Origin of the sequence: Marivivens sp. LCG002 (assembly GCF_030264275.1) — a bacterium.
Taxonomy (GTDB): domain Bacteria; phylum Pseudomonadota; class Alphaproteobacteria; order Rhodobacterales; family Rhodobacteraceae; genus Marivivens.
Genome location: NZ_CP127165.1, coordinates 2699706 through 2721941, shown reverse-complemented (window position 1 = coordinate 2721941; position 22236 = coordinate 2699706). Strand labels below are relative to the sequence as shown.

General features: G+C 58.0%; 21 protein-coding genes. 11 read left to right on the top strand and 10 right to left on the bottom strand.

Annotated features, from left to right (window positions below; all coding sequences use genetic code 11):
* Positions 1 to 12: 12 nt before the first annotated feature.
* The 5 genes from holA to QQG91_RS13455 form a co-directional block, all read right to left on the bottom strand.
* Positions 13 to 1035: a DNA polymerase III subunit delta gene (gene holA / locus QQG91_RS13475; protein WP_285770732.1), complete on the bottom strand. Its 1023-nt coding sequence runs from the start codon at positions 1033 to 1035 to the stop codon at positions 13 to 15.
* On the bottom strand, positions 1032 to 1532 hold the full coding sequence (lptE, locus tag QQG91_RS13470) for an LPS assembly lipoprotein LptE (RefSeq protein WP_285770731.1): 501 nt from the start codon (positions 1530 to 1532) through the stop codon (positions 1032 to 1034). Before lptE ends, holA begins: the two co-directional genes overlap by 4 nt.
* Complete coding sequence (leuS, locus tag QQG91_RS13465) at positions 1522 to 4071, bottom strand: leucine--tRNA ligase (protein WP_285770730.1); 2550 nt, start codon at positions 4069 to 4071, stop codon at positions 1522 to 1524. The genes lptE and leuS overlap by 11 nt, the downstream gene beginning before the upstream one ends.
* A gap of 74 nt (positions 4072 to 4145) precedes the next feature.
* The gene (locus QQG91_RS13460) at positions 4146 to 4628 is read right to left on the bottom strand and encodes a DUF3576 domain-containing protein (RefSeq protein ID WP_285770729.1); all 483 of its coding nucleotides are present in this window, start codon (positions 4626 to 4628) and stop codon (positions 4146 to 4148) included.
* A gap of 167 nt (positions 4629 to 4795) precedes the next feature.
* Complete coding sequence (locus QQG91_RS13455) at positions 4796 to 5749, bottom strand: porin (RefSeq protein ID WP_285770728.1); 954 nt, start codon at positions 5747 to 5749, stop codon at positions 4796 to 4798.
* A gap of 225 nt (positions 5750 to 5974) precedes the next feature.
* On the opposite strand from QQG91_RS13455, the gene QQG91_RS13450 reads away from it, so the two are divergent.
* Complete coding sequence (locus QQG91_RS13450; protein WP_285770727.1) at positions 5975 to 6628, top strand: YggS family pyridoxal phosphate-dependent enzyme; 654 nt, start codon at positions 5975 to 5977, stop codon at positions 6626 to 6628.
* Here QQG91_RS13450 and QQG91_RS13445 read toward each other — a convergent pair.
* Entirely contained in the window at positions 6625 to 7125 is a 501-nt protein-coding gene (locus tag QQG91_RS13445) for a L,D-transpeptidase family protein (RefSeq protein WP_285770726.1), read from the bottom strand. The two genes, QQG91_RS13450 and QQG91_RS13445, sit on opposite strands and share 4 nt — an antisense overlap.
* Positions 7122 to 8195 carry a GTP cyclohydrolase II gene (gene ribA / locus QQG91_RS13440; RefSeq protein WP_285770725.1) on the bottom strand — a complete coding sequence of 358 codons (1074 nt, stop codon included), beginning with the start codon at positions 8193 to 8195 and terminating at the stop codon, positions 7122 to 7124. The genes QQG91_RS13445 and ribA overlap by 4 nt, the downstream gene beginning before the upstream one ends.
* A 158-nt stretch (positions 8196 to 8353) precedes the next feature.
* Here ribA and QQG91_RS13435 point away from each other — a divergent pair, with 158 nt between their 5' ends.
* Positions 8354 to 9040, top strand: coding sequence for a response regulator transcription factor (locus QQG91_RS13435; RefSeq protein ID WP_285770724.1), 687 nt, complete (start codon positions 8354 to 8356; stop codon positions 9038 to 9040).
* Between the two features lie 186 nt (positions 9041 to 9226).
* The gene (locus tag QQG91_RS13430) at positions 9227 to 10015 is read left to right on the top strand and encodes an exodeoxyribonuclease III (protein WP_285770723.1); all 789 of its coding nucleotides are present in this window, start codon (positions 9227 to 9229) and stop codon (positions 10013 to 10015) included.
* Here QQG91_RS13430 and QQG91_RS13425 read toward each other — a convergent pair whose 3' ends face one another.
* Positions 10016 to 10651 (bottom strand): SGNH/GDSL hydrolase family protein, encoded by a 636-nt coding sequence (locus QQG91_RS13425; protein ID WP_285770722.1) that lies wholly within the window; start codon positions 10649 to 10651, stop codon positions 10016 to 10018.
* Between the two features lie 126 nt (positions 10652 to 10777).
* Here QQG91_RS13425 and QQG91_RS13420 point away from each other — a divergent pair, with 126 nt between their 5' ends.
* From QQG91_RS13420 to QQG91_RS13410, 3 genes are read left to right on the top strand one after another with little or no spacing between them, the layout of a single operon-like run.
* The gene (locus QQG91_RS13420) at positions 10778 to 11689 is read left to right on the top strand and encodes a thioredoxin family protein (protein WP_285770721.1); all 912 of its coding nucleotides are present in this window, start codon (positions 10778 to 10780) and stop codon (positions 11687 to 11689) included.
* A 27-nt stretch (positions 11690 to 11716) separates the two neighbouring features.
* Positions 11717 to 12343, top strand: a complete 627-nt coding sequence (locus QQG91_RS13415) for an LON peptidase substrate-binding domain-containing protein (protein ID WP_285770720.1) — start codon at positions 11717 to 11719, stop codon at positions 12341 to 12343.
* Positions 12340 to 12516 carry a Trm112 family protein gene (locus tag QQG91_RS13410; protein ID WP_285770719.1) on the top strand — a complete coding sequence of 59 codons (177 nt, stop codon included), beginning with the start codon at positions 12340 to 12342 and terminating at the stop codon, positions 12514 to 12516. The genes QQG91_RS13415 and QQG91_RS13410 overlap by 4 nt, the downstream gene beginning before the upstream one ends.
* Here QQG91_RS13410 and QQG91_RS13405 read toward each other — a convergent pair.
* Positions 12513 to 13766 (bottom strand): FAD-dependent monooxygenase, encoded by a 1254-nt coding sequence (locus tag QQG91_RS13405; RefSeq protein WP_285770718.1) that lies wholly within the window; start codon positions 13764 to 13766, stop codon positions 12513 to 12515. The genes QQG91_RS13410 and QQG91_RS13405 overlap by 4 nt on opposite strands.
* 51 nt (positions 13767 to 13817) lie before the next feature.
* Between QQG91_RS13405 and QQG91_RS13400 the strand changes: the two genes are divergently transcribed.
* The 5 genes from QQG91_RS13400 (at position 13818) to QQG91_RS13380 (ending at position 21565) form a co-directional block, all read left to right on the top strand.
* A complete protein-coding gene (locus QQG91_RS13400) occupies positions 13818 to 15146 on the top strand; it encodes an amidase (RefSeq protein ID WP_285772363.1) in 1329 nt (442 codons plus the stop codon).
* A gap of 133 nt (positions 15147 to 15279) precedes the next feature.
* A complete protein-coding gene (locus QQG91_RS13395) occupies positions 15280 to 16458 on the top strand; it encodes an aminotransferase class I/II-fold pyridoxal phosphate-dependent enzyme (RefSeq protein ID WP_285770717.1) in 1179 nt (392 codons plus the stop codon).
* An 8-nt stretch (positions 16459 to 16466) separates the two neighbouring features.
* Positions 16467 to 19466 (top strand): DNA translocase FtsK 4TM domain-containing protein, encoded by a 3000-nt coding sequence (locus QQG91_RS13390; RefSeq protein WP_285770716.1) that lies wholly within the window; start codon positions 16467 to 16469, stop codon positions 19464 to 19466.
* A 55-nt stretch (positions 19467 to 19521) separates the two neighbouring features.
* Positions 19522 to 20850, top strand: coding sequence for a hypothetical protein (locus tag QQG91_RS13385; protein WP_285770715.1), 1329 nt, complete (start codon positions 19522 to 19524; stop codon positions 20848 to 20850).
* 100 nt (positions 20851 to 20950) lie between these two features.
* Positions 20951 to 21565, top strand: a complete 615-nt coding sequence (locus tag QQG91_RS13380) for a LolA family protein (RefSeq protein ID WP_285770714.1) — start codon at positions 20951 to 20953, stop codon at positions 21563 to 21565.
* A 29-nt stretch (positions 21566 to 21594) separates the two neighbouring features.
* On the opposite strand, the gene QQG91_RS13375 is transcribed toward QQG91_RS13380, so the two are convergent.
* Complete coding sequence (locus QQG91_RS13375) at positions 21595 to 22188, bottom strand: transglycosylase SLT domain-containing protein (protein WP_285770713.1); 594 nt, start codon at positions 22186 to 22188, stop codon at positions 21595 to 21597.
* Positions 22189 to 22236: the final 48 nt, after the last annotated feature.

Here is a 22236-nt window from a genome sequence, read left to right as displayed (position 1 = left end):
GACTTTTTCGTCTTATCTTCGTGCCATCATCGCAAGGCGGATCAAGCTGCGTTCGATCAATGCGCTCTGCGGGGCTTTGGTGCTTGAGCGGAGTTGAAGATCGGTGCTGATCAGTTCGCTGATCGCGGTTTCAAGCTTGGCGCGGCCCCAGTTGCCCGCTTGTCTTACGATCGCGTCCCGACGGGGACCGAAGACGGGGGGGCGAAGTCGTCCGACACCTGCGGCGGGGCCGCCCGGATCTGCAGAGGCCGTGTGGAGCGTGCGAAAATGCCGGAGTGCACCAATGCAAAGTCCAACGGGTTGAACCCCTTGGGCATAGAGTCGACGCAATATGGGGGCCAGTTCCTGCGCCTTGCCGTCGGCGACGATGTTCAGAACCTCGTCGAGATCGGCCTCGGTGGATTGGGGGGCGCAGGCCTCGATATCCGCGACGGAAAGCGGGAGCGGATCCCCTTGTTTATAAAGCCCAATCTTCTCGACCGTTTGGCGGAAATCACCAGGATCAAGCGAGCGCGACAGGGCAATAAGGGCATCCATGCTTTCGCGCGCGATATTCGTCAGACCCGCAGCGGTCAGAGCGGCTTCTATCTCGTCGCGGCCGGGCGGGTCGTCATAAATCCCGACCGCATAAACGTTGGGATGGTTTTCGAACACCTTGCGCAGGGCGGATTTGGCCGTGAGCTGGTTTGCGGTGACGACAAGCTGGGCGTCACCGATCTGCCATTCGTTCAGGGCGTCTGCGAAAAGGTCGGCAAGTCCGTCGGTCGCGTCCTCGATAAAGGTGACGCGCGGTCCGGGGAAGAACCCCTGAGCCTTGAGGGAATCGATGAGCTGTGCGGGGTCCTTGCGAAGCTCGGCGCTGTTCATACGGTTCAGGCGCATTTCCTCTTCGGCCTGTGGACCGACGAGCGCCGTGATGACCTCTTTTCTGCGCGTTGCAACACGCATCGCGTCACCTCCATAAATCAAGATCCCCGCACGGTTCGGGTCGGGTTTCTTGAAATAGGCAACGGCGTCTCGCGTGTTGAGCTTCATTCGGTGATATGCCCTGCTTCGGCGAGAATACGGGCAACAACGAGATCGGCGACCATCGCGGCGAGCCTGTCTTCGGCGGCTTGCTTGGTCGATCGTGTCGCGATGCTTGTGCCCGTGGCGGAATAGCTGGTGAAGGTTTGCACCGTGCCTTGGGCGATGGTGCCGCCCGCAGCATCCGACAGTGTATAATGCGCGGTTGCGGGCAGGTTGATACGGGTTGCAGTGTTGTCGGACGCGATGGCAACGGGGCTTTCGGTCACTTCGGTTATGACGGCAAGACGATAGGCTTCGAGTTCCGTTCGGCCAAGCCGCCGTTCCAACTGCTCGCGCAGCCTATAATCGAAACGATCCTCACCAAGGGCAAAGGCGATCTTGCCCTGAAGCTTTGAACCGCCGCCCGTCGGTGCGTAGACCGGAGCAAATCCGCAGCCTGCCAGCAGGAGCGCCCCAAGAAGGGCGGACCGACGCGGCAGGCTGAGAATTGCTTTAGACGACAACGTTCACGATCCTTCCCGGGACGACGATCAGCTTTTTCGGCGCGGCACCGTCGAGCGCTTTGACCACAGCTTCGTGCGCGAGGACGAGTTTTTCAACGTCTTCTTTGGACATATCCGAAGGCACGCTGATTTCCGCGCGGCGCTTGCCGTTGATCTGGATCGGAAGCGTGACTTCGTCCTCGACGAGCATCGCCTCTTCTGCGACGGGCCATGCCGCAAGTGTGACGAGACCTTTGCCGCCGAGCAGCGACCACAGTTCTTCGGAAAGGTGCGGGGTCATCGGGGACATCAGTTGCGCCAAGGCTTTGGCCGCGGTCTTTTTCGCGGTGCCGCCTGCGTTCGATTTGGAGAGCGCGTTGGTGAAACCATAGAGCTTGGCGATCGCAGCGTTGAAGCCAAAGGATTCCACGCCTTGGGTGACGTCGAAAATGGCCTTGTGCATCGCTTTGAGAAGTTCGGTGTCGCCTTCGCCCGTTCCTTCGGGAAGTTCAGCGATTTCGGCGCAGATGCGATAGACACGCGCGAGGTGCTTGGCGGTCGCCTCAGCCCCTGCTGCGGTCCATTCGACGTCGCGTTCGGGCGGCGAGTCGGAGAGAACGAACCAGCGGGCGGTATCGGCACCAAAGGACGAAATGATGTTCAGCGGGTCCACAACGTTGTTCTTGGACTTCGACATCTTGGCCGAGGGAATGATCTCGGCCTCTTCGCCTGTCGCGATGACAAAGGCTTTACCGTCGCGAAGCTCGATCTGTTCGGGGTAGTGATAAACAGGGCGGCCTTCGGCGTTGCGGGTCTGATAGATCGCGTGGGTGACCATGCCTTGGGTGAAAAGCGCATCAAAGGGTTCGCGCGCACTCTCGGGAAGGTGGCCTGTTACGTTCATCGCACGTGCGAAGAAGCGCGAATAGAGGAGGTGAAGAATCGCGTGTTCGATGCCGCCGATGTATTGATCGACGTTCATCCAGTAGTCCGCATCCTCGGCCACGGTCGGCGTGGTGGCGCGCGGTGCCGTAAAGCGAGCGTAATACCAAGAGGAGTCAACGAAGGTATCCATCGTGTCCGTTTCCCGCTTGGCAGGCTTGCCGCACCGCGGGCAGGCGCAATCGCGCCACGTGGGGTGACGGTCAAGCGGGTTGCCCGGAACGTCAAAGGTGACATCATCGGGAAGCTGAACGGGGAGGTTCTCTTTCTTTTCGGGCACCACGCCGCAGTCCTCACAGTGGACAACGGGAATCGGGCAGCCCCAATAGCGTTGACGCGACAGACCCCAATCGCGCAGGCGGAACTTGGTGACGCCCGTGCCGAGACCTTTGGCCTCGCAATGGTCGATGGCGGCGTTTACGCCCTCTTCGCCCGTCTGGACGGTTTCGCCTGCAAAGCCGCGGATATATTCGACCTTTTCAGACTTGAGCGGAACGAATGCTTCGGTCAATTCGGTGTCGTCGGTGCCAGCGGCCTTGAAAACGGCATTGATCGGAAGGCCGTATTTGGTCGCGAAGTCAAAGTCGCGCTGGTCGTGGGCGGGGCAGCCGAAAATCGCGCCCGTGCCATAGTCCATCAGGATGAAGTTCGCGATGTAGATCGGGAGCTCCCAAGCGTCATCAAAGGGATGCTTGACCTTGAGACCCGTATCGAAGCCTTTTTTCTCGGCCTTTTCCAAAGCCTCTTCTGTGGTGCCACCCTTGCGGCATTCGGCACAGAAGGCTGCGATCTCGGGGTTCTTGGCCTCGAGTTCTTTGGCAAGGGGGTGGTCGGGCGAAATGCCGACAAAGGACGCGCCCATGAGGGTGTCGGGACGGGTGGTATAAACTTCGATCTTGTCACCGCCGTCTGTGCGTTCGAACCCGAACTGGAGACCGCGCGATTTGCCGATCCAGTTGGCTTGCATCAGTTTGACCTTGGCGGGCCAGTTGTCGAGCTTGTCGATCGAGGTCAGAAGGTCATCGGCCATGTCCGAGATTTTGAAGAACCACTGGGTCAACTCGCGGCGTTCGACGGGGGCACCAGAGCGCCAGCCGCAGCCGTCGATCACCTGTTCATTGGCCAGAACCGTCATGTCCACGGGATCCCAGTTCACCACGGCGTTCTTGCGATAGACGAGGCCCTTGTCCAGCATGTCGATAAAGAGCGCCTGTTGCTGTCCATAGTATTCGGGATCACAGGTCGCGAATTCACGGCTCCAGTCGATGGAAAGACCGAGCGGCTTCATCTGGCTGCGCATGTCGGCGATGTTCTTGTAGGTCCACTCTTTGGGGTGTCCGCCCGATGCCATTGCGGCGTTTTCGGCAGGCATACCAAAAGCGTCCCAGCCCATCGGGTGAAGAACGTTGTGTCCCGTCGAAATCTTGTAACGCGCGATCACGTCGCCCATCGTATAGTTCCGCACGTGGCCCATATGGATGCGGCCCGAAGGGTAGGGGAACATCTCGAGCACATAGTACTTGGGCTTGCCGCCTTCGCGGGTTGCCTTGAAGACATTGGCCTCTTCCCAGGCGGCTTGCCATTTGGATTCGATTTCAGATGCGGAGTAGCGGGACATGAATGGGTCCTTTGGGACATGGAAACGCCGGGCACGGGGCCCGGCGTGGTCTTAGATCAGAATGCGGGCGGTTTCTATAGCTTACCGTCGGCAATGCGGATCTGGCGCGCGCGAGCCAGAATAGCGTCTTCGACGGCGTGTTGTGTTGCGTTGCTCACGGGGCCGCCGCTGGTGGCGAGCGCTACGTTGAGCGAACGGGCGTCAAGGGCAGGGTCCGAGATGTGAATGGTTCCGCGATAGGCGCGACCACCGCCGGGGGGGCGGCCATAGCCAAAGACGATGACGCCGGTAAAGGGATCAACGCTCTCGATCGGAAGGAAGCTAAGAACATCGAGAGTTGCGGCCCAGAGATAGCGGTTCACCGCCACGTTTTCAGCACCGCGGGTGCGCGCAGCCTGGCGGGTCGCATCTTCCGACGCTCCGCCACCGAGTCCGATGCTTCCGATTCCGGGAAGAGAGCCAAGCGGGTTGCTTCCGCCGCTGATATTGCCGCATGCGCCGAGCGCGATTAGCAAAGTCGCCGTCAAGGCCGTGCGGCTCAATCCAGTCAAAGCCATCAGTTCGTCACCCCCGTTTGGTTCCCGAAGGAACTTATTCGTCTCGGAATGTGTAACGAAGGCGAAAGAGGCTCACAAGTCTCTTGGGCAAGGATCGGCTTTGCAATGCCCACAAAAAGAAAGAGCGGCCCCGAAGGACCGCTCAAACTTAGGTATTTCAGGTTCGATTAGAACTTGAAGGAAACCTTAACAGTCGCGCCGCGAGCGTAGTCTTTCGCGCCGATCTTGTTGTCTGCGTCAGCTGCGCCGCCGTCCTTAACGTAGGAACCGGTGAGGGTTGCACCAGCGCCGAGGTCGTAGGTTGCGCCAACGTAGATGTCGTTGCCTTTTTCAGCGAGACCAGCGAAGACGTTTACGCCCGAGCCGTATGCGTAGGAAGCGTCAGCTTTCCATGCGCCGCCTTTGGTGTATTCAGCAGCAACGGTTACGCCGTTTGCCGAGTACTTAGCGCCGAGGACGTATACCGAAGCTTCGTCGTAAGCAGCCGATACGGTGACCGGGCCAACGGGGTACTCAGCTTTGATGTCCCACTGGTTTGCTTTGCCGCCCTTGTCTACGGTGCCGAAGCCGCCGGAGATGGTTGCGCCAGCAACAGCGCCCGAGAACTTAGCTGCGAATTCGTTCTTGCCAGCTACTTTTGCAGCAGCAGCCGAAACGGTCCAGCCCGAAACGGTGGTCTTAGCACCGAGCTCGAGGGTGTTCAGGTCAGCTTTTGCGCCCTGAGCAACCGGAAGCGATGCGTAAACGGTGGTTTCACCGATTTTGTACGAAGCGAGAAGACCGTTGGTCTTTTCTTCGCCGAGGCCAACACCGTAGGTGTCGGAAACAACGGTGTAAGCAGCGCCGTTAAGAGCGGTGCCGAAGGTCAGCGAAGCAACGTCGCTCGAGATCGAGACGTTTGCACGCTTGAAGGTGCCTGCGTCGACGTCGAAGGTTGCGCCAGCCGAAGCGGTGTAACCGTTGTCGAGAGCAGCCGACATAGCAGCTTTGAGTTCTGCCTGAACGTCGAGACCGGTGTTGTTGTTGTAGGCGGCGCTAGCTTCGCCCGAGAAGGTTACTTCAGCAGCAGCGGCGCCAGCGAAAGCGACCGAAGCGGCAGTAGCGAGAAGGATGCTTTTCATGGTTTTTCCCTCGTGTTTGCATTCCCAAGAATGCCAGTTGAACCAGCATTGAGTGTGTCTTTGCGCCTAAACCTTCTTTCACTCAAGCAAATTGCCCACTGTTTTTTCGACTGGGCCGGATATGTGTCACGAAGGTCACACAACATTTTCTCCCACCTGCGTGACTTAGCGCTGATCACGGGCTATCTGCGTCTTGTTGTTCGACCAATAAACAAAGGTATTCTGATGGGACTGGCAGAGATCAAAGAGCGGATCAGACAGGCTGAGATAGAAAACGGTCGTGATGCGGGGTCTGTTACGCTTATTGCGGTTTCCAAGGTGCAGCCCAATGAACGCGTCGAGTCTGTCTTGAACCAAGGGCACCGAGTCTTTGGGGAAAACCGCGTTCAGGAGGCGGCGGGCAAATGGCCCGACTTTCGTTCGCGCTTCGAGGGAATCGAACTTCACATCATCGGACCACTGCAAACGAACAAAGTCCGTCAGGCCATGCAGCTCGCCGAGGTAATCCATTCGGTCGACCGTCCCAAACTTGCCGAGGCGATTGCGAGGATCGCACAGGAGATCGGATCATGCCCTGATCTCTTTGTTCAAGTGAACACCGGTCTGGAAGAGCAAAAGGCGGGAATCGCACCGCGCGATGTGGATGGTTTTGTAAAGGAGTGCCGCGCTCTGGATCTTCCTGTGCGGGGGCTGATGTGCATCCCGCCTGTGGATGAAGAGGCGTCGATGCACTTTGCTCTTTTGGCCAAAATGGCCGAGCGCAACGGGCTCGACGGGCTTTCCATGGGAATGAGCGATGACTTTGAAAAGGCGATCAGCTTTGGCGCCACGCACGTCCGCGTCGGGTCTGCGATCTTTGGGGCGCGGACCTATTCCTAACGAATGATGAGCCGGCTTTCGGGGCGTAGGGCTTTTGCAATACCGAGAAGATCACGGCGCCTGAGGCCGATACATCCCGCAGTCGGGTAGGTCGGCCTCCGCCATTGATGGATGAAAATCGCGGAGCCTTTGCCTTTTTCGGCATTCGGCCAGTTCCAGTCGGTAATCAGAATCAGATCATACATCGGGTCGGAACGGCGAAGCCTTTCGTGACTGTGGCCATATGGTGCGCGCACCATATGGTTATAGTCGGAATGGTTCGGGTCGTCCGACCACAGGTCGCCGATATGGATCGGCAAGGCCCAATCCGTGGGGCGGGCGATCCTGTCGGGGCGAAAGAGCAAGCCTACGATATTGTGCACGCCGCGCGGAGTTGCGCCGTCCCCTTCGCGTTTCTCGTCGGTGATCCCGCCGCGTCCCACGGTGCAGGGATAGTAGCGCCCCTGAAACAAAAGACCGCGCGGGGTCACGACAAGATCATGCGCGGTGGCGCTCATAGAAGATGTCCGCTCTTTTTCGCTTTGGTCGCGAGATAGTGGTGGTTGTGTCTGTTCTCGCCGACCTTGAGGGGGACCCGCTCGGTGACCTTGATGCCGCATTCTTCCATGCGGGCGACCTTTGCGGGGTTGTTGGTCAGGAGCCGAACCGACGAAAATCCCATACGGCGGAGAATTTCTGCGCCGATCCGGAAATCGCGTTCGTCATCCTCGAACCCGAGGCGATGGTTGGCTTCGACGGTATCAAAGCCTTGTTCCTGGAGAGAATAGGCGCGCATTTTATTGGCAAGTCCGATGCCGCGACCCTCTTGGTTCAAATAGAGCAATACGCCGTTGCCCTCTTCTCCCATTTGGGCGAGAGCGCCGCGCAATTGGGGGCCACAGTCGCATTTGAGGCTTCCCAGAAGGTCGCCCGTGAAGCATGCGGAATGAAGTCGCGACAGAACGGGCGCGTCGCGGTTGGGCCTGCCGATCTCTATGGCGTAATGTTCCTCGGCACCGTCATCGGGTCGGAAAATATGAAGGCGTCCTGCCTCGGAGACTTCCAAGGGAAGACGCGCCGCGATGATCGGTTCCATCGGCGAAAGCCGTTCGGTGTCGATCGCGCTCGCACTCAGGAGTGTGAGGTCATTGCTCTGGGCAAAGCGCTCGGGATCGCTCAGCAGCAGGACAAGAGCGGAGGGCAAGAGGCGCGCTGCTTTTGCGATGTGGATCGCGGCACGATGCAGGGCGCAGTTTCCGCCGCGTTCCGCCTTGAGCGGGCCCTTGAGCGGATTGCGAAGATCGTCGGACGGATCTGCGATGCCGCGCACCCACGAAAGCGATACGTCGGGAGGCAGTTTGATTCGGGCAAGGTCGCCATCATAGGCAGCCACTTTGAGCGTTTCGGCGCGCCAGTTCGTGATCACGAGATCCGCACTCCCGAGCGACCGAAGGTCGGCCAGTCGGGCCGCATCAAGCGTTTCTGCCGCAAAAACGAGTGCACCCTCGGCGAAAACGATCGGCACTCCCATACGGAGATCGGCGCGGGCTCGCGCGAGCTTCTCGGTAAGATCGGGGCCGAAACTCATTGGAACATTCCTTTGCTTGTTCCGCTGACATAGTCCTTTGGCGGCGGAATTGAAATATTTAGCGCCAATTCGACACGACGACGTGAGGCGAGTGACGGAAATATTGCTCTTTGGCGTATCAATACACATCTGCTCCCGTAAGTGTGAAGGAGGCTGAAATGGCTCAACAGAAACGAATTCTCTTGGTGGATGACGACGACGACCTGCGCGAAGCGCTCGGCGAGCAGCTTGTCATGACCGATGATTTTGACGTTTTCGAAGCAAGCTCAGGAGCGGATGCTCTCGCGCGTATCAAAGAAGGCCACTACGATCTTGTTATTCTGGACGTGGGGCTTCCCGATACGGACGGTCGCGAGCTTTGCCGCGTTATGCGCAAGCAGGGCGTGAAATGTCCGATTTTGATGCTGACGGGTCATGACACCGACAGCGATACGATCCTCGGACTTGATGCCGGCGCGAACGACTATGTGACCAAGCCCTTCAAGTTCCCCGTGCTGCTTGCCCGCTTGCGCGCGCAGCTACGGACCCATGAACAGTCCGAGGACGCCGTATTCCAGCTTGGGCCCTATACGTTCATGCCCGCGCAGAAAATGTTGATCACGGAAGACGACAAAAAAGTCCGTCTGACCGAGAAAGAAACCAACATTCTCAAGTTCCTCTATCGCTCGAGCGAAGGCGTGGTTGCGCGGGATGTGCTCCTGCACGAGGTCTGGGGCTATAACGCGGGGGTCACCACCCATACGCTTGAAACCCATATCTATCGTTTGCGCCAGAAGATCGAACCCGATCCCTCGAACGCACGTCTGCTTGTGACCGAAGCAGGCGGATATCGTCTGGTTGCTTGATCTATCTCAAATTCTGCGACGAAAAACCGTTGTAGATTTGACAACAGTCCCCTGATGGTTGGGTTAATCCATCTCCTCCCTGTTGGACTTGCCCGGCCGTTTTCGGTCGGGCATTTTTTTACGGCTTTGGTTTGCGTTGTGCTCTGTGAAAGGGCATGTAGTCGCAAAGCGATATCGGAGGCTCGAATGGCATTCACCCTTGCAACATGGAACATCAACTCGGTTCGTCTACGCGAAGCTTTGGTGATGCGGTTGATGACCGAAGATGCCCCCGACGTTCTATGTTTGCAGGAATGCAAATCGCCCGTGGACAAGATCCCATTCGAGGCCTTTCAGGCACTCGGCTACACGCATATGGTTGCGCGCGGGCAAAAGGGCTATAACGGTGTCGCGATCTTTTCCAAAATCCCGATGGTCGAGGCAGGTGCCGAAGATTTTGCCGCGCTCGGACATGCGCGCCACATCGCGGGGCGTCTGGAAAATGGGGTGACGGTCCATAATTTCTATGTGCCCGCAGGCGGCGACATCGCGGATCGCGAGGTCAATGAAAAATTCGGTCAGAAACTCGATTTTCTGGCCGAGATGCGCGACTATTTCCGAGGGGCGAAGACGGAAAAGTCGATCCTTGTCGGTGATCTGAATATTGCTCCGCGTGAAGATGACGTTTGGGACCACAAGAAGCTTTTGAAAGTGGTGAGCCATACGCCGATCGAGGTCGAGAAACTGGCCGAAGTCCAGGAGGCGGCGGCTTGGGTCGATATTACTCGTCAGGACATGCCCGAAGGTCGGGTCTATAGCTGGTGGTCCTATCGTTCGGCGGATTGGGACGCGGCCGACAAGGGGCGGCGTCTCGATCACGTTTGGGCGACGCCCGACATTTCGAATGCCGCGCATTCAAGCCACATCCGCCGCGAGACGCGTGGCTGGGAAGGCCCCAGTGATCACGCGCCTGTTTTCGCGACCTTTGATCTTTGATCAGAGGCTCCGCACGGCCTCGGCGATCGCTTTGCCCAGAGCCTGATGGGCGTCTGCGCTAAAGTGGACGCCATCCTGCGCGCTGGTTTCGATCACGCTGCCTGCATCGAAAAAGCCGATGCCCCAGTGCTCGGCAAGGTTCTTGTAATGCGGGGCGAGTGCGGCCGACTTTTCACCGGCGCAATAAAAGACGTCTTTGATCGGGCCTTGGACCTTGACGGCGGGGGGGCAGATCAAAAGGGTTTTGAACCCGCCGTGGCGGTCCTGCATTTCTTGGGATTGGGAAATCCCCAACAGCGCAGCGATCCCTGCGGTGATGCGCTCGGGGTCGGTGCCGAACATCATTTTCGAGTCGTTGGTGCCGAGCATGATGGTCAAAACGTCGATGGGACCGTGCGAGTTCAAAGCAATCTTGAGACCAAGGCGCCCGTCCATGTGGCTTCCCATCAAGGGATCATCGAACATGGTCGTCCGACCGGGAAGCCCCTCTTCCACCAGAACCCAGTCGGGCCCTAGCTCGCCGTGCACCACGGTGGGCCAGCGGACACCTGCAGGAAAGCGCCGTGCTTCGCCGCGGACTTCGATAGGAGGGGTGCCGTGCGTGTTGCTGTCGCCAAATGTCAAAATCGTGTGCATGTCTCAAATCTCGGAGTTGTGCTTTGGCTCCACCATGAGAGGATTGTTGCGGCTGCACAAGAGGGGCTCCCTTGCTCTGCGCGTACGGGCGTCACATATAGGGGCAAACAGATAAAGGAGAGCGCTATGCTTGAGCTTGGCGGATCGAAGGCACCCGAGGCCGATCTTATCAAAGAGGGGTCGGACGCGACCTTTATGCAAGATGTCGTCGAAGCATCGAAAACCACGCCTGTGATCGTCGATTTCTGGGCGCCATGGTGTGGACCCTGCAAAACTTTGGGACCTGCTCTCGAAGCAGCAGTCACCAAAGCGCGCGGCGCGGTCAAAATGGTCAAGATCGATGTCGACCAGAACCAGGTCTATGCAGGACAGCTTCAGGTTCAGTCCATCCCGACTGTCTATGCCTTTTACAAAGGGCAGCCTGTCGATGGTTTTCAGGGCGCTGTGCCTCCGAGTCAGATCGAAGCTTTTGTTGCCAAGCTTGCCAAAATGGCGGGCGGGAGCGTCGACGGCGGTCTGTCCGAGGCCGTAGAAGTGGCCGAGCAGATGATCGAAGACGGTCAAGCACAGGATGCGGCCGATACCTTTGTTGCGATCCTTCAGGAAGATGGCGCGAATGTCGCCGCCTATGCAGGTCTGATCCGTGCACATTTGGCATTGGGTGATATCGACCGAGCCGAAGCCATCTTGAATGCTGCCCCCAAAGAGTTCGACAGTGCTGCCGAGCTTGACGCGGCCCGTGCCCAAGTGACCTTGGCGCGACAGTCGCAAAACGCAGGTCCGATTGCTGAGTTGAAGGCGGCGGTCGATGCCGACCCGTCGAACCTTCAGGCGCGTTTCGATTATGCTGTCGCGCTTCATGCAGCGGGCCAAACCGAAGATGCGGTGAACGAATTGTTGGAGATTTTCCGCAAAGATAAGGAATGGAATGACGGCGCGGCCAAAACGCAGCTTTTCCAGATTTTCGACGCGCTCAAACCGAATGATCCGATTGTTCTGAACGGTCGTCGCAAATTGTCCTCGATGATATTTGCCTAAAGTCGGAGCGAGGCTAGATCAATGCGCATGTTCAACGCATCTGATTTACCACAAACCATTCCCGTTTTTCCTTTGCCCGGAGCGCTTTTGCTGCCTCGGGCAAGGATGCCTCTGCACATCTTCGAACCTCGGTATCTTGCGATGATCGAGGACGCGATGAAAACGCCCGAGAGACTGATCGGTATGATCCAGCCGAATGGTTCGAGGGGTCTTCATCTCATCGGTTGCGCTGGGCGGCTGACGGGTTTTTCCGAGACCGAGGACGGTCGTTACATGATCACTTTGACGGGCGTTTCGAGGTTTCGCACGCTCTCCGAGGTCGATGGATTTGCGCCGTATCGCCGGTTCAACGTGAATTGGAGCGGCTTCGAGCGGGACTTGGGCAAAACCGAGAGCGACTTTGACCTTGATCGCGCTGCGCTGCTCGATCTTCTCTCGCGCTATTTCATTGATCAGGGGCTTTCCACGGATTGGGATGCCATGAAGGACGCAGAAGACGAGCTTTTGATCAACTCGCTTTCCATGCTGTGTCCTTTCCCGCCCGAGGACAAACAGGCATTGCTTGAAGCGCCGACTTTGGCCTATCGACGTGAAACACTTGTGACTTTGATCGAATTTGCCCTTCGGGGCGGCAATGACGAGATGCTTCAATGACCGAAACACCGTTTGATCCTAAAATGCTTGAAGCTTTGGTCTGTCCGCATAGCCACACGCGGCTCCGCTATGATGCGGAAAAGCAGGAGTTGGTGTCGGAAGCGGCGAAGCTTGCTTATCCGATCCGCAACGGCATTCCGATCATGCTCGTTGATGAGGCACGGGCGATTTAACCGCGCATCAACTTGGGAAGATCACCCGTAAGGCCCGCTGCCTCGCGGATGAAGTTGCGACGAAGCGCAGGGGCCGCATTGATAAGCCCCATGCCGATGCCGCGGACTGCGCGCAAGAGCGGATTGTCGTTCGAAAACAGCTTGTTGAAGGTATCCGTCGCAACAGCCAGCGAAGCAGTGTCGAAGCGGCGCCACTGTTGATATCGGCCTAGAACGATGGCGTTGCCATAGTCTTCGCCGTGCTGTTTGGCTTCGCCCAGAACCTCTGCAAGAGCGGCGATATCGCGCAGGCCCGCATTCAAGCCTTGGCCTGCAATGGGGTGCATCCCATGTGCTGCGTCCCCGACAAGTGCAATTCGCTGGCCGATGAAGCTGTTGGCGAGGGTCAGGTTCAGCGGATAGGCGAACCGCGCCCCGGCAAGTTTGATTTCGCCAAGGAACGACCCGAACGCGGGTTTGAGCACGTTCAGGAATTCGTCGTCGGTCATCTTCATACAGGCGGCCGCACGGGCATCGGTTTCGCTCCACACAATGGAGCAACGGTTGCCTTTGAGTGGAAGGATGGCAAGAGGGCCGTTCGGCATGAAGAATTGATGCGCGATCCCGTTGTGGGGTTTCTCATGCTCGACGGCGCAGACAATCCCCGTTTGCCCATAGCCCCAACCCGTGCGCCGAATGCCTGCGCGCTCGGCTGTGCCCGATGCGCGTCCGTCACAGCCGACGAGGAGTTTGGCGGTAAGTGTTTTGCCCGAGGCGAGCGTGACGCGAACACCATGTGCGTCGGTGTGTTGAGCGACGACCGTTTCCTGCGGGTATTGGGTGATATGCGCATCGGTTTCGAGGGCGTCGAGAAAGGCGCGGCGCAAGTGGCGATCTTCGAGCATATAGCCCATCGGACCTTCTTCGATTTCGGCATGATCGAAGTGCAGCATCCAAGGAGAGGCCCCTTCGCCTGCGCGGCCATCGGTGACTTTGATCTCGAGCATAGGTTGGGCGAGCTCTGCAACACTTTGCCAAATGCCGATAGCCTTGAGCAGACGCTGCGAGGCAAGGGCGAGCGCATAGGCCCGTCCGTCAAAGTCGGGGTCCTTGCGGGTGTCGATCGGCAGGGCGTCGATCACGCCGACGCGGAACCCCGATTTCGCGAGAGCCAGAGCCAGAGCCGGGCCGTTCAGGCCGCCGCCAACGATGAGAATGTCCTGATCATGGGTCATGATGTGAACTATGGTATGATCGGCGGGATTGTCCATGCGATCCTTGGCCGCTACCTTGAACTTCGGCACATATTTTTGGAGACGGTCATGCAAGAATGGCTTTGGGCATCGGCGGCGGAACTGGGGCGCGGAATCGAACGCGGTGAAATTGATCCGGTCGAACTTACCGAAGCCTATCTTGGCGCCATCGATGCGCATCCGTTCCGCGACCGCATCTACGCGCGGGTGACAGCCGATCGCGCCCGAGCGGAGGCCAAGGCTGCCTCGCATCGGGCCAAAATCGGGCAACGGCGTTCGATGCTCGATGGGGTGCCGATTTCCTGGAAGGACCTGTTTGATACCAATGGAATAGCAACCGAGGCGGGCACACGTTTGCTGGAAGGGCGGGTTCCGTCGCAAGATGCACTCGTGCTCCAACGCGCGACCGAAGGGGGGCTCGTCTGCCTTGGCAAGACGCATATGACCGAGATCGCTTTTTCGGGGCTTGGTTTGAACCCGATGACCGCGACGCCGCCTTGCAAGAACTATCCCGAATGTGTTCCCGGCGGATCGTCTTCGGGGGCTGCGGCATCCGTGGCCTTCGGGCTGGCGGCGGCGGCAATCGGGTCCGACACGGGTGGTTCTGTTAGGGTGCCCTCGGCCTGGAACGACCTTGTGGGGCTCAAGACCACGCACGGGCGGCTCAGCCTTGAAGGCGTGGTGCCGCTCTGCAAAACCTTTGATACCGTTGGGCCGCTGTGTCGAACGGTCGAAGACTCGGCGCTTTTGCTGGCGGTGCTCGAGGGGCGCAAGCCCGCCGACCTTGCTGGAGGGTCCCTACGGGGCACCCGTTTGCTGATCCTTGATACGATCGCGATGGAGGATCTGCGCGAAGCCCCCAAGGCGGCCTTTTACAGCGCGCGGGACCGCTTGAACGCTGCTGGGGCCGAGATCGTCCACGGTCACTTCGAGCCGCTTCGACGCGCCTTTGAATTGGCTGGGATGCTGTTCACCGCTGATGCCTATGCCTATTGGCGGAATACGATCGAGGCCGACCCTTCGAAAATGTATCACCAGATCCTGACGCGCATCCGTCCGGGGGGGTCGTTTACGGCGGTGGATTACATCGCGGGTTGGGCCGAGTTGAGCGACATCCGTGCAGCCTATGCTGAATTTGCATCGGGATATGATGCAGTGATCGTTCCGACCGTTCCTTCGCTTCCTCCGATTATTGCGCGTCTTGAAAACGAGCCTGACTATTTTGTGCAGGAAAACCTGTTGGCTCTTCGCAATACACGGATCGGCAATCTGATGGGGCTTTGTGGTCTGACGATCCCGACGGGGGTTCCTTCGACGGGTCTCTTGCTCAATGCAGCGCCGAATTCCGAGGAGAAATTGCTCCGACTCGGAGGAGCGGTCGAGGCGGCTCTGGCCTAGCGGCTGGGCCAAAATGCCACAATAAGGTTCGCGTAGCTCCCTGAAAGGGTTCCTTTTTCTGGACAGAAGAAGGGAGCTGTTGCTATCCTGCTCGAAAGCGAGGCGCAAATGATCTCGCAACCTTGAGGCAGTTATGAATTTTCCCGAGCGGTTCTCGAACCTTCCGGCTTATGCGTTTCCGCGCCTGCGGGAGCTTTTGGATTCCCACAAACCAGGTGGGGAACCTGTCGCCATGACCATTGGCGAGCCGCAACATGCCTATCCCGAATGGGTGGCCGAGACGCTTGCTGCGCATGTTCATGAATTCGCGAAATATCCTCCGAATGATGGATCGCCCGAGCTTCTCGCTGCGATTTCTGACTGGATCAAAGGGCGCTATGGGGTTGCAGTCAGCCAAGATCAGATCATGGCGTTGAATGGCACACGTGAGGGTCTCTATAACGCCGCGATGGCGCTTTGCCCCGAGGTGAAAAACGGGCAAAAGCCTGTGATCCTGACGCCGAACCCGTTCTATCAAGTCTATGCAATTGCTGCGATTTCCGTCAACGCCGAGCCTGTGTTCGTGCCCGCGACCTCGCAGACGGGGCATCTTCCCGATTATGCTTCGCTTCCCGAAGACATCCTCAACCGCACGGCGATCGCCTATATTTGCTCGCCCGCTAATCCTCAGGGTGCGGTGGCGAGCGAAGCCTATTGGGAGGACCTTATCGGGCTTGCGGAAAAGTATGATTTCCGCATTTTTGCCGACGAGTGCTATTCCGAGATTTATCGCGACGATGCCCCTGTGGGCGCTTTGCAGGTCGCTGCGCGGATGGGAGCCGATCCCGAGCGCGTGACGATTTTCCATTCGCTGTCCAAGCGCTCCAACCTTCCGGGGTTGCGCTCGGGTTTCATTGCAGGCGGGCCGAAATCGATCCATCGTGTGCGTCAGCTTCGCGCTTATTCGGGTGCGCCGCTTCCTCTCCCGATCCAGCGCGTGTCTGCGCGTGTCTGGGCGGATGAAGCTCATGTGATCGAGAGCCGCGCTCTTTATCAGCAGAAATTCAAAGCCGCCGATCAGATTTTCGAGCACGTCAAAGGCTATGAGCCGCCGCAAGCAGGCTTTTTCCTCTGGCTTCCCGTCAAGGACGGCGAAGAGGCAGCTCTCAAGCTGTGGACCGAGACTGGCATTCGTGTGCTTCCCGGTTCCTATCTGAGCCGCGATGTGAACGGGGAAAACCCCGGCAAAGGATTTATCAGGGTCGCCATGGTGGCCCCAACACAAGAAATGCAGCACGGGCTGATCAAGCTGCGTGACTGTTTGTACGATTGAGGTGAGACATGGCATCCTATTCGACCCGACAGCGTGATCCGCTACTCGACAGCACGATGCAGGCGGCGATTGAGAAACGAGGCAAAGAGCTTCTCGGAATAGGGCTTGTCGTCCTTGGCGTCATGGCTGCGATGATGCTCATGTCCTATTCGCCCGAAGATCCTAACTGGATGCTTTCGACGGATGCGCCGGTGCAGAACTGGCTGGGTCGTTTCGGAGCGTCGATCGCAGCACCTTTGATCATGATTGTCGGGCATGCTGCTTGGGGTTTGCCGATTGTTCTTGCGACGTGGGGCATCCGACTGGCGCTTCACCGCGGTGAGGAACGCGCTTTTGGTCGGGCGATCTTTTCGCCGATCTTTATTGCTTTGGCTTCTGTCTATTGTGCCACCCTCGCGGCAGGGTCGGCTTGGGCGCACAGTTTTGGTCTCGGCGGTCTTTTCGGTGATACGGTCCTCAGCATCATTCTGACGGCTGTTCCGCTTCCTGCCGCTTTCGGCGTCAAGCTTATGTCGCTTGTCATGGGGATCGTCACGCTTGTTGCGGGGGCGTTTGTTCTCGGCTTCACGCGGCCCGAGCTGCGTATCGGTTGGCGCTTCCTCCTCGTCGGCGTGATCATGCTTTATGCCACTCTTCTCAAACTTTTGGGCCGAAGCGCCGAGGCTTCGCTGCGCGCCGCGCAGGGCGTCCACGCCAAGGTTCAGGACCGTCGCGAAGAGGCCCGCGCAGAGCGGTTTGCCGCACGCGATCCCTATGCGGTTGTGGATGAAGACGAACGGTTACGCGTGGCGAATGTCGTTCGGGCAAACCCCGCGATGCCGACACATCATGAACCCCGTTTGACTCGGGCCGCGCAGGCCCCAAAGTTGATGGGGGCATCACCGCTCGCCGCTCCACCACGCGAGCCCGAAATGCAGCAAAGCACGGGTGGTATCCGAGGTTTGTTCCCGAATGTGCTGCGCCGTGGCACCGAGCCGATGCCCGCGCCAGAGCTTGTTGAAAATGCACCCGTCGACTACGGCGATATTCCCGTCCAGAGCGGTGACCGCATCAAGAGCAAGATTTCCGACGCCATTCGCGCGCGCATGGTGCAGCCGCAGCCCGAGCCCGAGCAGGTTGCGCCGACGGGTTTCCGTATCGAGCCGACCCTGACCAAAGGACGTGGACCCCGTCCGCTTGTGCTTGATCGCGGACCCGAGGCCGAACAGTTTGCGCCCGCGCCAATGGCCGAATGGCACGAGGAAGAAGCCAACATTCTTGAAGACCGCTATGAGGAATATCCTTCCTACGACGACGAGCCGATGGCCTACGCGCCCGAAGAGTTTGTCGAGGAAGAGCCCGAAGTCCACATGGAACCCGTGATGGCGCCGCGTGTCTCTGTCCCGACGCCCGAGCCGCGCCGCGTTGTTCAACACGCGCTCAAGCGATCGGTCGTTCCCTCAAAACAGGCCAAGGCCGAAGCCCAGCCCAAGCTTGCCTTTGATGAAACCTTTGCCGACTACGAGCATCCGCCGCTGAACCTTTTGATGAACCCCGCCGAGATCGAGCGTCATCATCTCTCGGACGAAGCGCTCGAAGAAAACGCGCGTATGCTTGAAAGCGTGCTCGATGATTACGGCGTCAAAGGCGAGATCGTTTCGGTGCGTCCGGGACCCGTTGTCACGATGTATGAACTCGAGCCCGCGCCGGGTCTCAAGGCCAGCCGTGTGATCGGTCTTGCCGATGATATTGCGCGTTCGATGTCTGCGCTCTCAGCCCGTGTGTCCACTGTGCCCGGTCGTTCGGTCATCGGTATCGAACTTCCGAACGAGAACCGTGAAAAAGTGGTCCTTCGCGAGATCCTTGCCGCGCGCGATTTCGGCGACAGCAACATGCGTCTTCCTCTTGCTTTGGGCAAAGACATCGGCGGCGATCCGATTGTGGCAAACCTTGCCAAGATGCCTCACCTGCTCATTGCAGGGACCACAGGCTCGGGTAAATCGGTGGCGATCAACACGATGATCCTGTCGCTTCTTTACAAGCTGACCCCTGCGGAATGCCGCTTGATCATGATCGACCCCAAGATGCTTGAACTCTCCGTCTATGACGGGATTCCGCACCTTCTCAGCCCTGTTGTGACCGACCCGAAAAAGGCTGTGGTCGCTCTGAAGTGGGTCGTGGGCGAAATGGAAGAACGCTATCGCCGTATGTCCAAGATGGGCGTACGCAACATCGAAGGCTTTAACGGCCGTGTTCGCGACGCCTTGTCCCGCAACGAAATGTTCGAGCGTACGGTCCAGACCGGCTTTGACGAAGAGACGGGCGATCCGATTTTCGAGACCGAAGAATTCGCGCCCGAAGCGATGCCCTATATCGTCGTCATCGTCGACGAAATGGCCGACCTCATGATGGTTGCGGGCAAAGAGATTGAGGCTTGCATCCAGCGTCTTGCCCAGATGGCACGTGCGTCTGGCATCCATCTTATCATGGCGACGCAGCGCCCTTCGGTGGATGTCATCACCGGCACCATCAAGGCGAACTTCCCGACGCGTATCTCGTTCCAAGTGACGTCCAAGATCGACAGCCGAACAATTCTCGGTGAGCAGGGTGCCGAACAGCTCCTTGGGATGGGCGACATGCTTTACATGGCGGGCGGTGCCAAGATCACCCGCGTCCACGGACCCTTTGTTTCCGACGAAGAGGTTGAAGAGATTGTGCAATTCCTCAAATCGTTTGGCCCGCCCGAGTATATGTCGGGTGTCGTCGATGGTCCCGACGAGGACAAGGAAGCGAACATCGATCTTGTTCTCGGGCTTGGCGGAAATACGGATGGCGAGGATGCCTTGTACGATCAGGCAGTTGCAATCGTGATCAAAGACCGTAAATGCTCGACGTCGTACATTCAGAGAAAACTTGCGATCGGCTATAACAAAGCGGCTCGTTTGGTCGAACAAATGGAAGATGAGGGCGTGGTCAGCGCGGCAAACCACGTCGGCAAGCGGGAAATCCTTGTGCCTGAACAGCACTAAAGGACTGGGCGCCCGCTTTATAAGGCGGGCGTTTTGCCCAGATAGGTAAGGCGAATTGGCGACGACGGTCTATGACTACACAGGCATTCTCTACTATTCCGAACGCCTGAGTTATTCGGATTATCAATATTGGCGTTGGAACGGGCAGCAAGCGCTCCAAACGCCTGTGGTCGTTTCTTATGCCTTTCTCGAGGGTGCCGACCTGCCGTCTCTGGGTGATGTGTATTATCCGTCGAGTAGCGTTCGTAGTTTCAACGCTATTCAGCGCGAACAATTCCGCAAAGCGGCGCAAGTCTTTGAGAAAAACGCCGGTGTGGTTTTTGCCGAAGTAGCAAGCTCCACCGTGGCGATGGTCAATATCTATGGGGTCTCTGGCTCGGGACTTGGCGGATGGGCCAACGTTGCGCGTTCTTTTTCGACGTCGACCTCTTCGGGTGAATATGTGATCGACACGGGGGCAGGTGGCAATCTTACCTCGAACGATTGGTTCGAGATCTTGCTTCATGAACTTGGCCATTCGCTGGGACTCCAGCACCCGTTCGAAGGCGATCTTGTGCTTGATTCGACACTCGATTGGACCGCCCTTACTTTGATGTCCTATAACAATTCGCCGGGTGCGAACACGACGCTAGGGTATCTGGACAAAGAGGCGATCCAGTTCCTTTATGGCGCTTCGATCGATACCACAGGGTGGGAATTCGAGGACACCTCTCAAGGGGTGCGCATCAAAGGCGGTCCGAATGCGGATATCATCTATGGTCCTATCGGAAACAGCGTGATCCTCGGCCGTGGTGGGGACGATACGATCTATGGCCGCGAGCAAAAGGACTACCTCCACGGCAAAAGCGGCAATGATGATATTTACGGCGCGCTTGGAAACGACCAGCTTCGTGGTGGGGTCGGTGCGGATACGCTCACGGGCGGGGCGGGTGATGACCTCATTTTGGGCGGCAACGGCAATGATCTTTTGATCGGTGAAGAGGGTAACGACCGTCTTATCGGCAAGAAGGGTAACGACACCCTGCGCGGAGGCGCGGGAAATGATGCGCTCTTCGGTAGTATGGGGAACGACACCCTGAGTGGTGGATCGGGCAATGACACGCTCTACGGCGGTGAGGGCAGTGATATCCTGAACGGTGATGCAGGCAGCGACACCTTTGTGTTCCGGAGCTTTGACGCGGGCGGCTCGGACAAAATCCGTGATTTCGAACTTGGGCTCGACATCCTGACCATCGACCATCCGACATGGAGCCTTGCCGGCGCAACCCTGACCGATACGGGCAGCTCGGTGGTCTTCACATTCGATGGTGGCGGGGCCAATGGGTTTGTGCTTGAGCTTCTCAACATCACCGAGGCCCAAGCCCGTGCCGAATGGTCCCTTTGACCGGCGGCTATTTGCTAGCCACGTTGTTGTTATTGTCTAGCACTTGGCATTCCGCGCAATTTTCCCCATGTGGATACCAAGTCACTCGAGGCGAAAACATATGAACACCCTTCGACGCATTCTTGTCCTTGCCCCTTTTGCTCTCGCATTTTTGGGCGGTTATACGGCACAGGCTCAGCAACTTTCGCTCGAAGAGATATCTTCGTATCTCAATGGCCTGCAAACGGCACAGGCCGAGTTCACGCAAGTGAATGCAGACGGCACGATTTCCACGGGGTCCATCACGATCAAGCGTCCGGGGCGTATCCGCTTCGATTATAACGCTCCGGATAATTCACTGGTTCTTGCCGGCGGCGGCCAGCTCTCCATCTTTGATCCGCGATCGAACAGCAATCCCGAGCAATATCCGCTCAACCGCACGCCGCTGTCGATCATTCTGGATCGGAATGTGAACCTCTCGCGCGAGCAGATGGTCGTCGGGCATCGCTCTGATGGCGCGACCACAACGATCACCGCACAGGACCCAGAGCATCCCGAATATGGCAACATCCAGCTCGTGTTCACGGCAAACCCCGTCGAGCTTCGCCAGTGGATCATTACTGACAACACGGGCTCTCAGACCACGATGATCCTCGGGGACTTGACCAAAGGGGGGGCCTATTCCGAGAACCTCTTTAGTGCGGTCGTTGCCGCCGAAAAATGGCCTTTGAAATAAACAAAGCCCCGCAGTCGCGGGGCTTTTTTCTAGAACCGTGCAGCTCGACAGTTCGCGAGCTGGCTTGCGTAGAGATAGGATCTCCCCTCCACCTCGTTCGCGATACGCACAAGCCATGATTTGGATTTATAGGTTCCACGCAGGTAGCCCGTTCTGCCTTCGTGATAGGCAAGATACTGGTTGCGGGTGTCGTTGATCGGAATACCGGTTTCTTCAACGGTTTGGCTCATATACCAGCCCATAAAGTCGGTCGCATCGTTGATGTCGTCACGGCGCGCACCAAATCCGCCGCCACCGCGCTGATATTCTTCCCATGTGCCGTCAAGCGCTTGGGCATAGCCGAAGGCCGAGGATTGCCGCCCCAAGGGAATGATCCCCATCGCATATTGGTGCGGTGTGCGGTTGTTCGAAATGAATTTACTTTCTTGGTAAATCATCGCCATCAACACGGCAGGTTCGACGCCATACTTGCGCTTGGCGTTCTTGAAAGCCCGCACATATTGGGGACGCTCGGTGATGATCGAACACGCGTTATCAAGGTCGCGTGGAGCAGAGCCTTTGCGCTCGCCGCAGCTACCCAAAACAACAAGTACCATCACGAGCGCGAGGAATTTTCTGCTCATCTGCCTCTCGCTTTTCATTTATATTTTTTCCGATTTTAGCCGATTTTT

Coding starts and splice junctions, on each gene's coding strand:
- holA (WP_285770732.1), bottom strand. CDS start 1,035: ATGAAGCTCAACACGCGAGACGCCGTTGCCTATTTCAAGAAACCCGAC.
- QQG91_RS13375 (WP_285770713.1), bottom strand. CDS start 22,188: ATGAGCAGAAAATTCCTCGCGCTCGTGATGGTACTTGTTGTTTTGGGT.
- QQG91_RS13450 (WP_285770727.1), top strand. CDS start 5,975: ATGGGACTGGCAGAGATCAAAGAGCGGATCAGACAGGCTGAGATAGAA.
- QQG91_RS13415 (WP_285770720.1), top strand. CDS start 11,717: ATGTTCAACGCATCTGATTTACCACAAACCATTCCCGTTTTTCCTTTG.
- QQG91_RS13395 (WP_285770717.1), top strand. CDS start 15,280: ATGAATTTTCCCGAGCGGTTCTCGAACCTTCCGGCTTATGCGTTTCCG.
- leuS (WP_285770730.1), bottom strand. CDS start 4,071: ATGTCCCGCTACTCCGCATCTGAAATCGAATCCAAATGGCAAGCCGCC.
- QQG91_RS13455 (WP_285770728.1), bottom strand. CDS start 5,749: ATGAAAAGCATCCTTCTCGCTACTGCCGCTTCGGTCGCTTTCGCTGGC.
- ribA (WP_285770725.1), bottom strand. CDS start 8,195: ATGAGTTTCGGCCCCGATCTTACCGAGAAGCTCGCGCGAGCCCGCGCC.
- QQG91_RS13420 (WP_285770721.1), top strand. CDS start 10,778: ATGCTTGAGCTTGGCGGATCGAAGGCACCCGAGGCCGATCTTATCAAA.
- QQG91_RS13380 (WP_285770714.1), top strand. CDS start 20,951: ATGAACACCCTTCGACGCATTCTTGTCCTTGCCCCTTTTGCTCTCGCA.
- QQG91_RS13400 (WP_285772363.1), top strand. CDS start 13,818: ATGCAAGAATGGCTTTGGGCATCGGCGGCGGAACTGGGGCGCGGAATC.
- QQG91_RS13425 (WP_285770722.1), bottom strand. CDS start 10,651: ATGCACACGATTTTGACATTTGGCGACAGCAACACGCACGGCACCCCT.
- QQG91_RS13390 (WP_285770716.1), top strand. CDS start 16,467: ATGGCATCCTATTCGACCCGACAGCGTGATCCGCTACTCGACAGCACG.
- QQG91_RS13405 (WP_285770718.1), bottom strand. CDS start 13,766: ATGGACAATCCCGCCGATCATACCATAGTTCACATCATGACCCATGAT.
- QQG91_RS13445 (WP_285770726.1), bottom strand. CDS start 7,125: ATGAGCGCCACCGCGCATGATCTTGTCGTGACCCCGCGCGGTCTTTTG.
- QQG91_RS13460 (WP_285770729.1), bottom strand. CDS start 4,628: ATGGCTTTGACTGGATTGAGCCGCACGGCCTTGACGGCGACTTTGCTA.
- QQG91_RS13410 (WP_285770719.1), top strand. CDS start 12,340: ATGACCGAAACACCGTTTGATCCTAAAATGCTTGAAGCTTTGGTCTGT.
- QQG91_RS13435 (WP_285770724.1), top strand. CDS start 8,354: ATGGCTCAACAGAAACGAATTCTCTTGGTGGATGACGACGACGACCTG.
- QQG91_RS13430 (WP_285770723.1), top strand. CDS start 9,227: ATGGCATTCACCCTTGCAACATGGAACATCAACTCGGTTCGTCTACGC.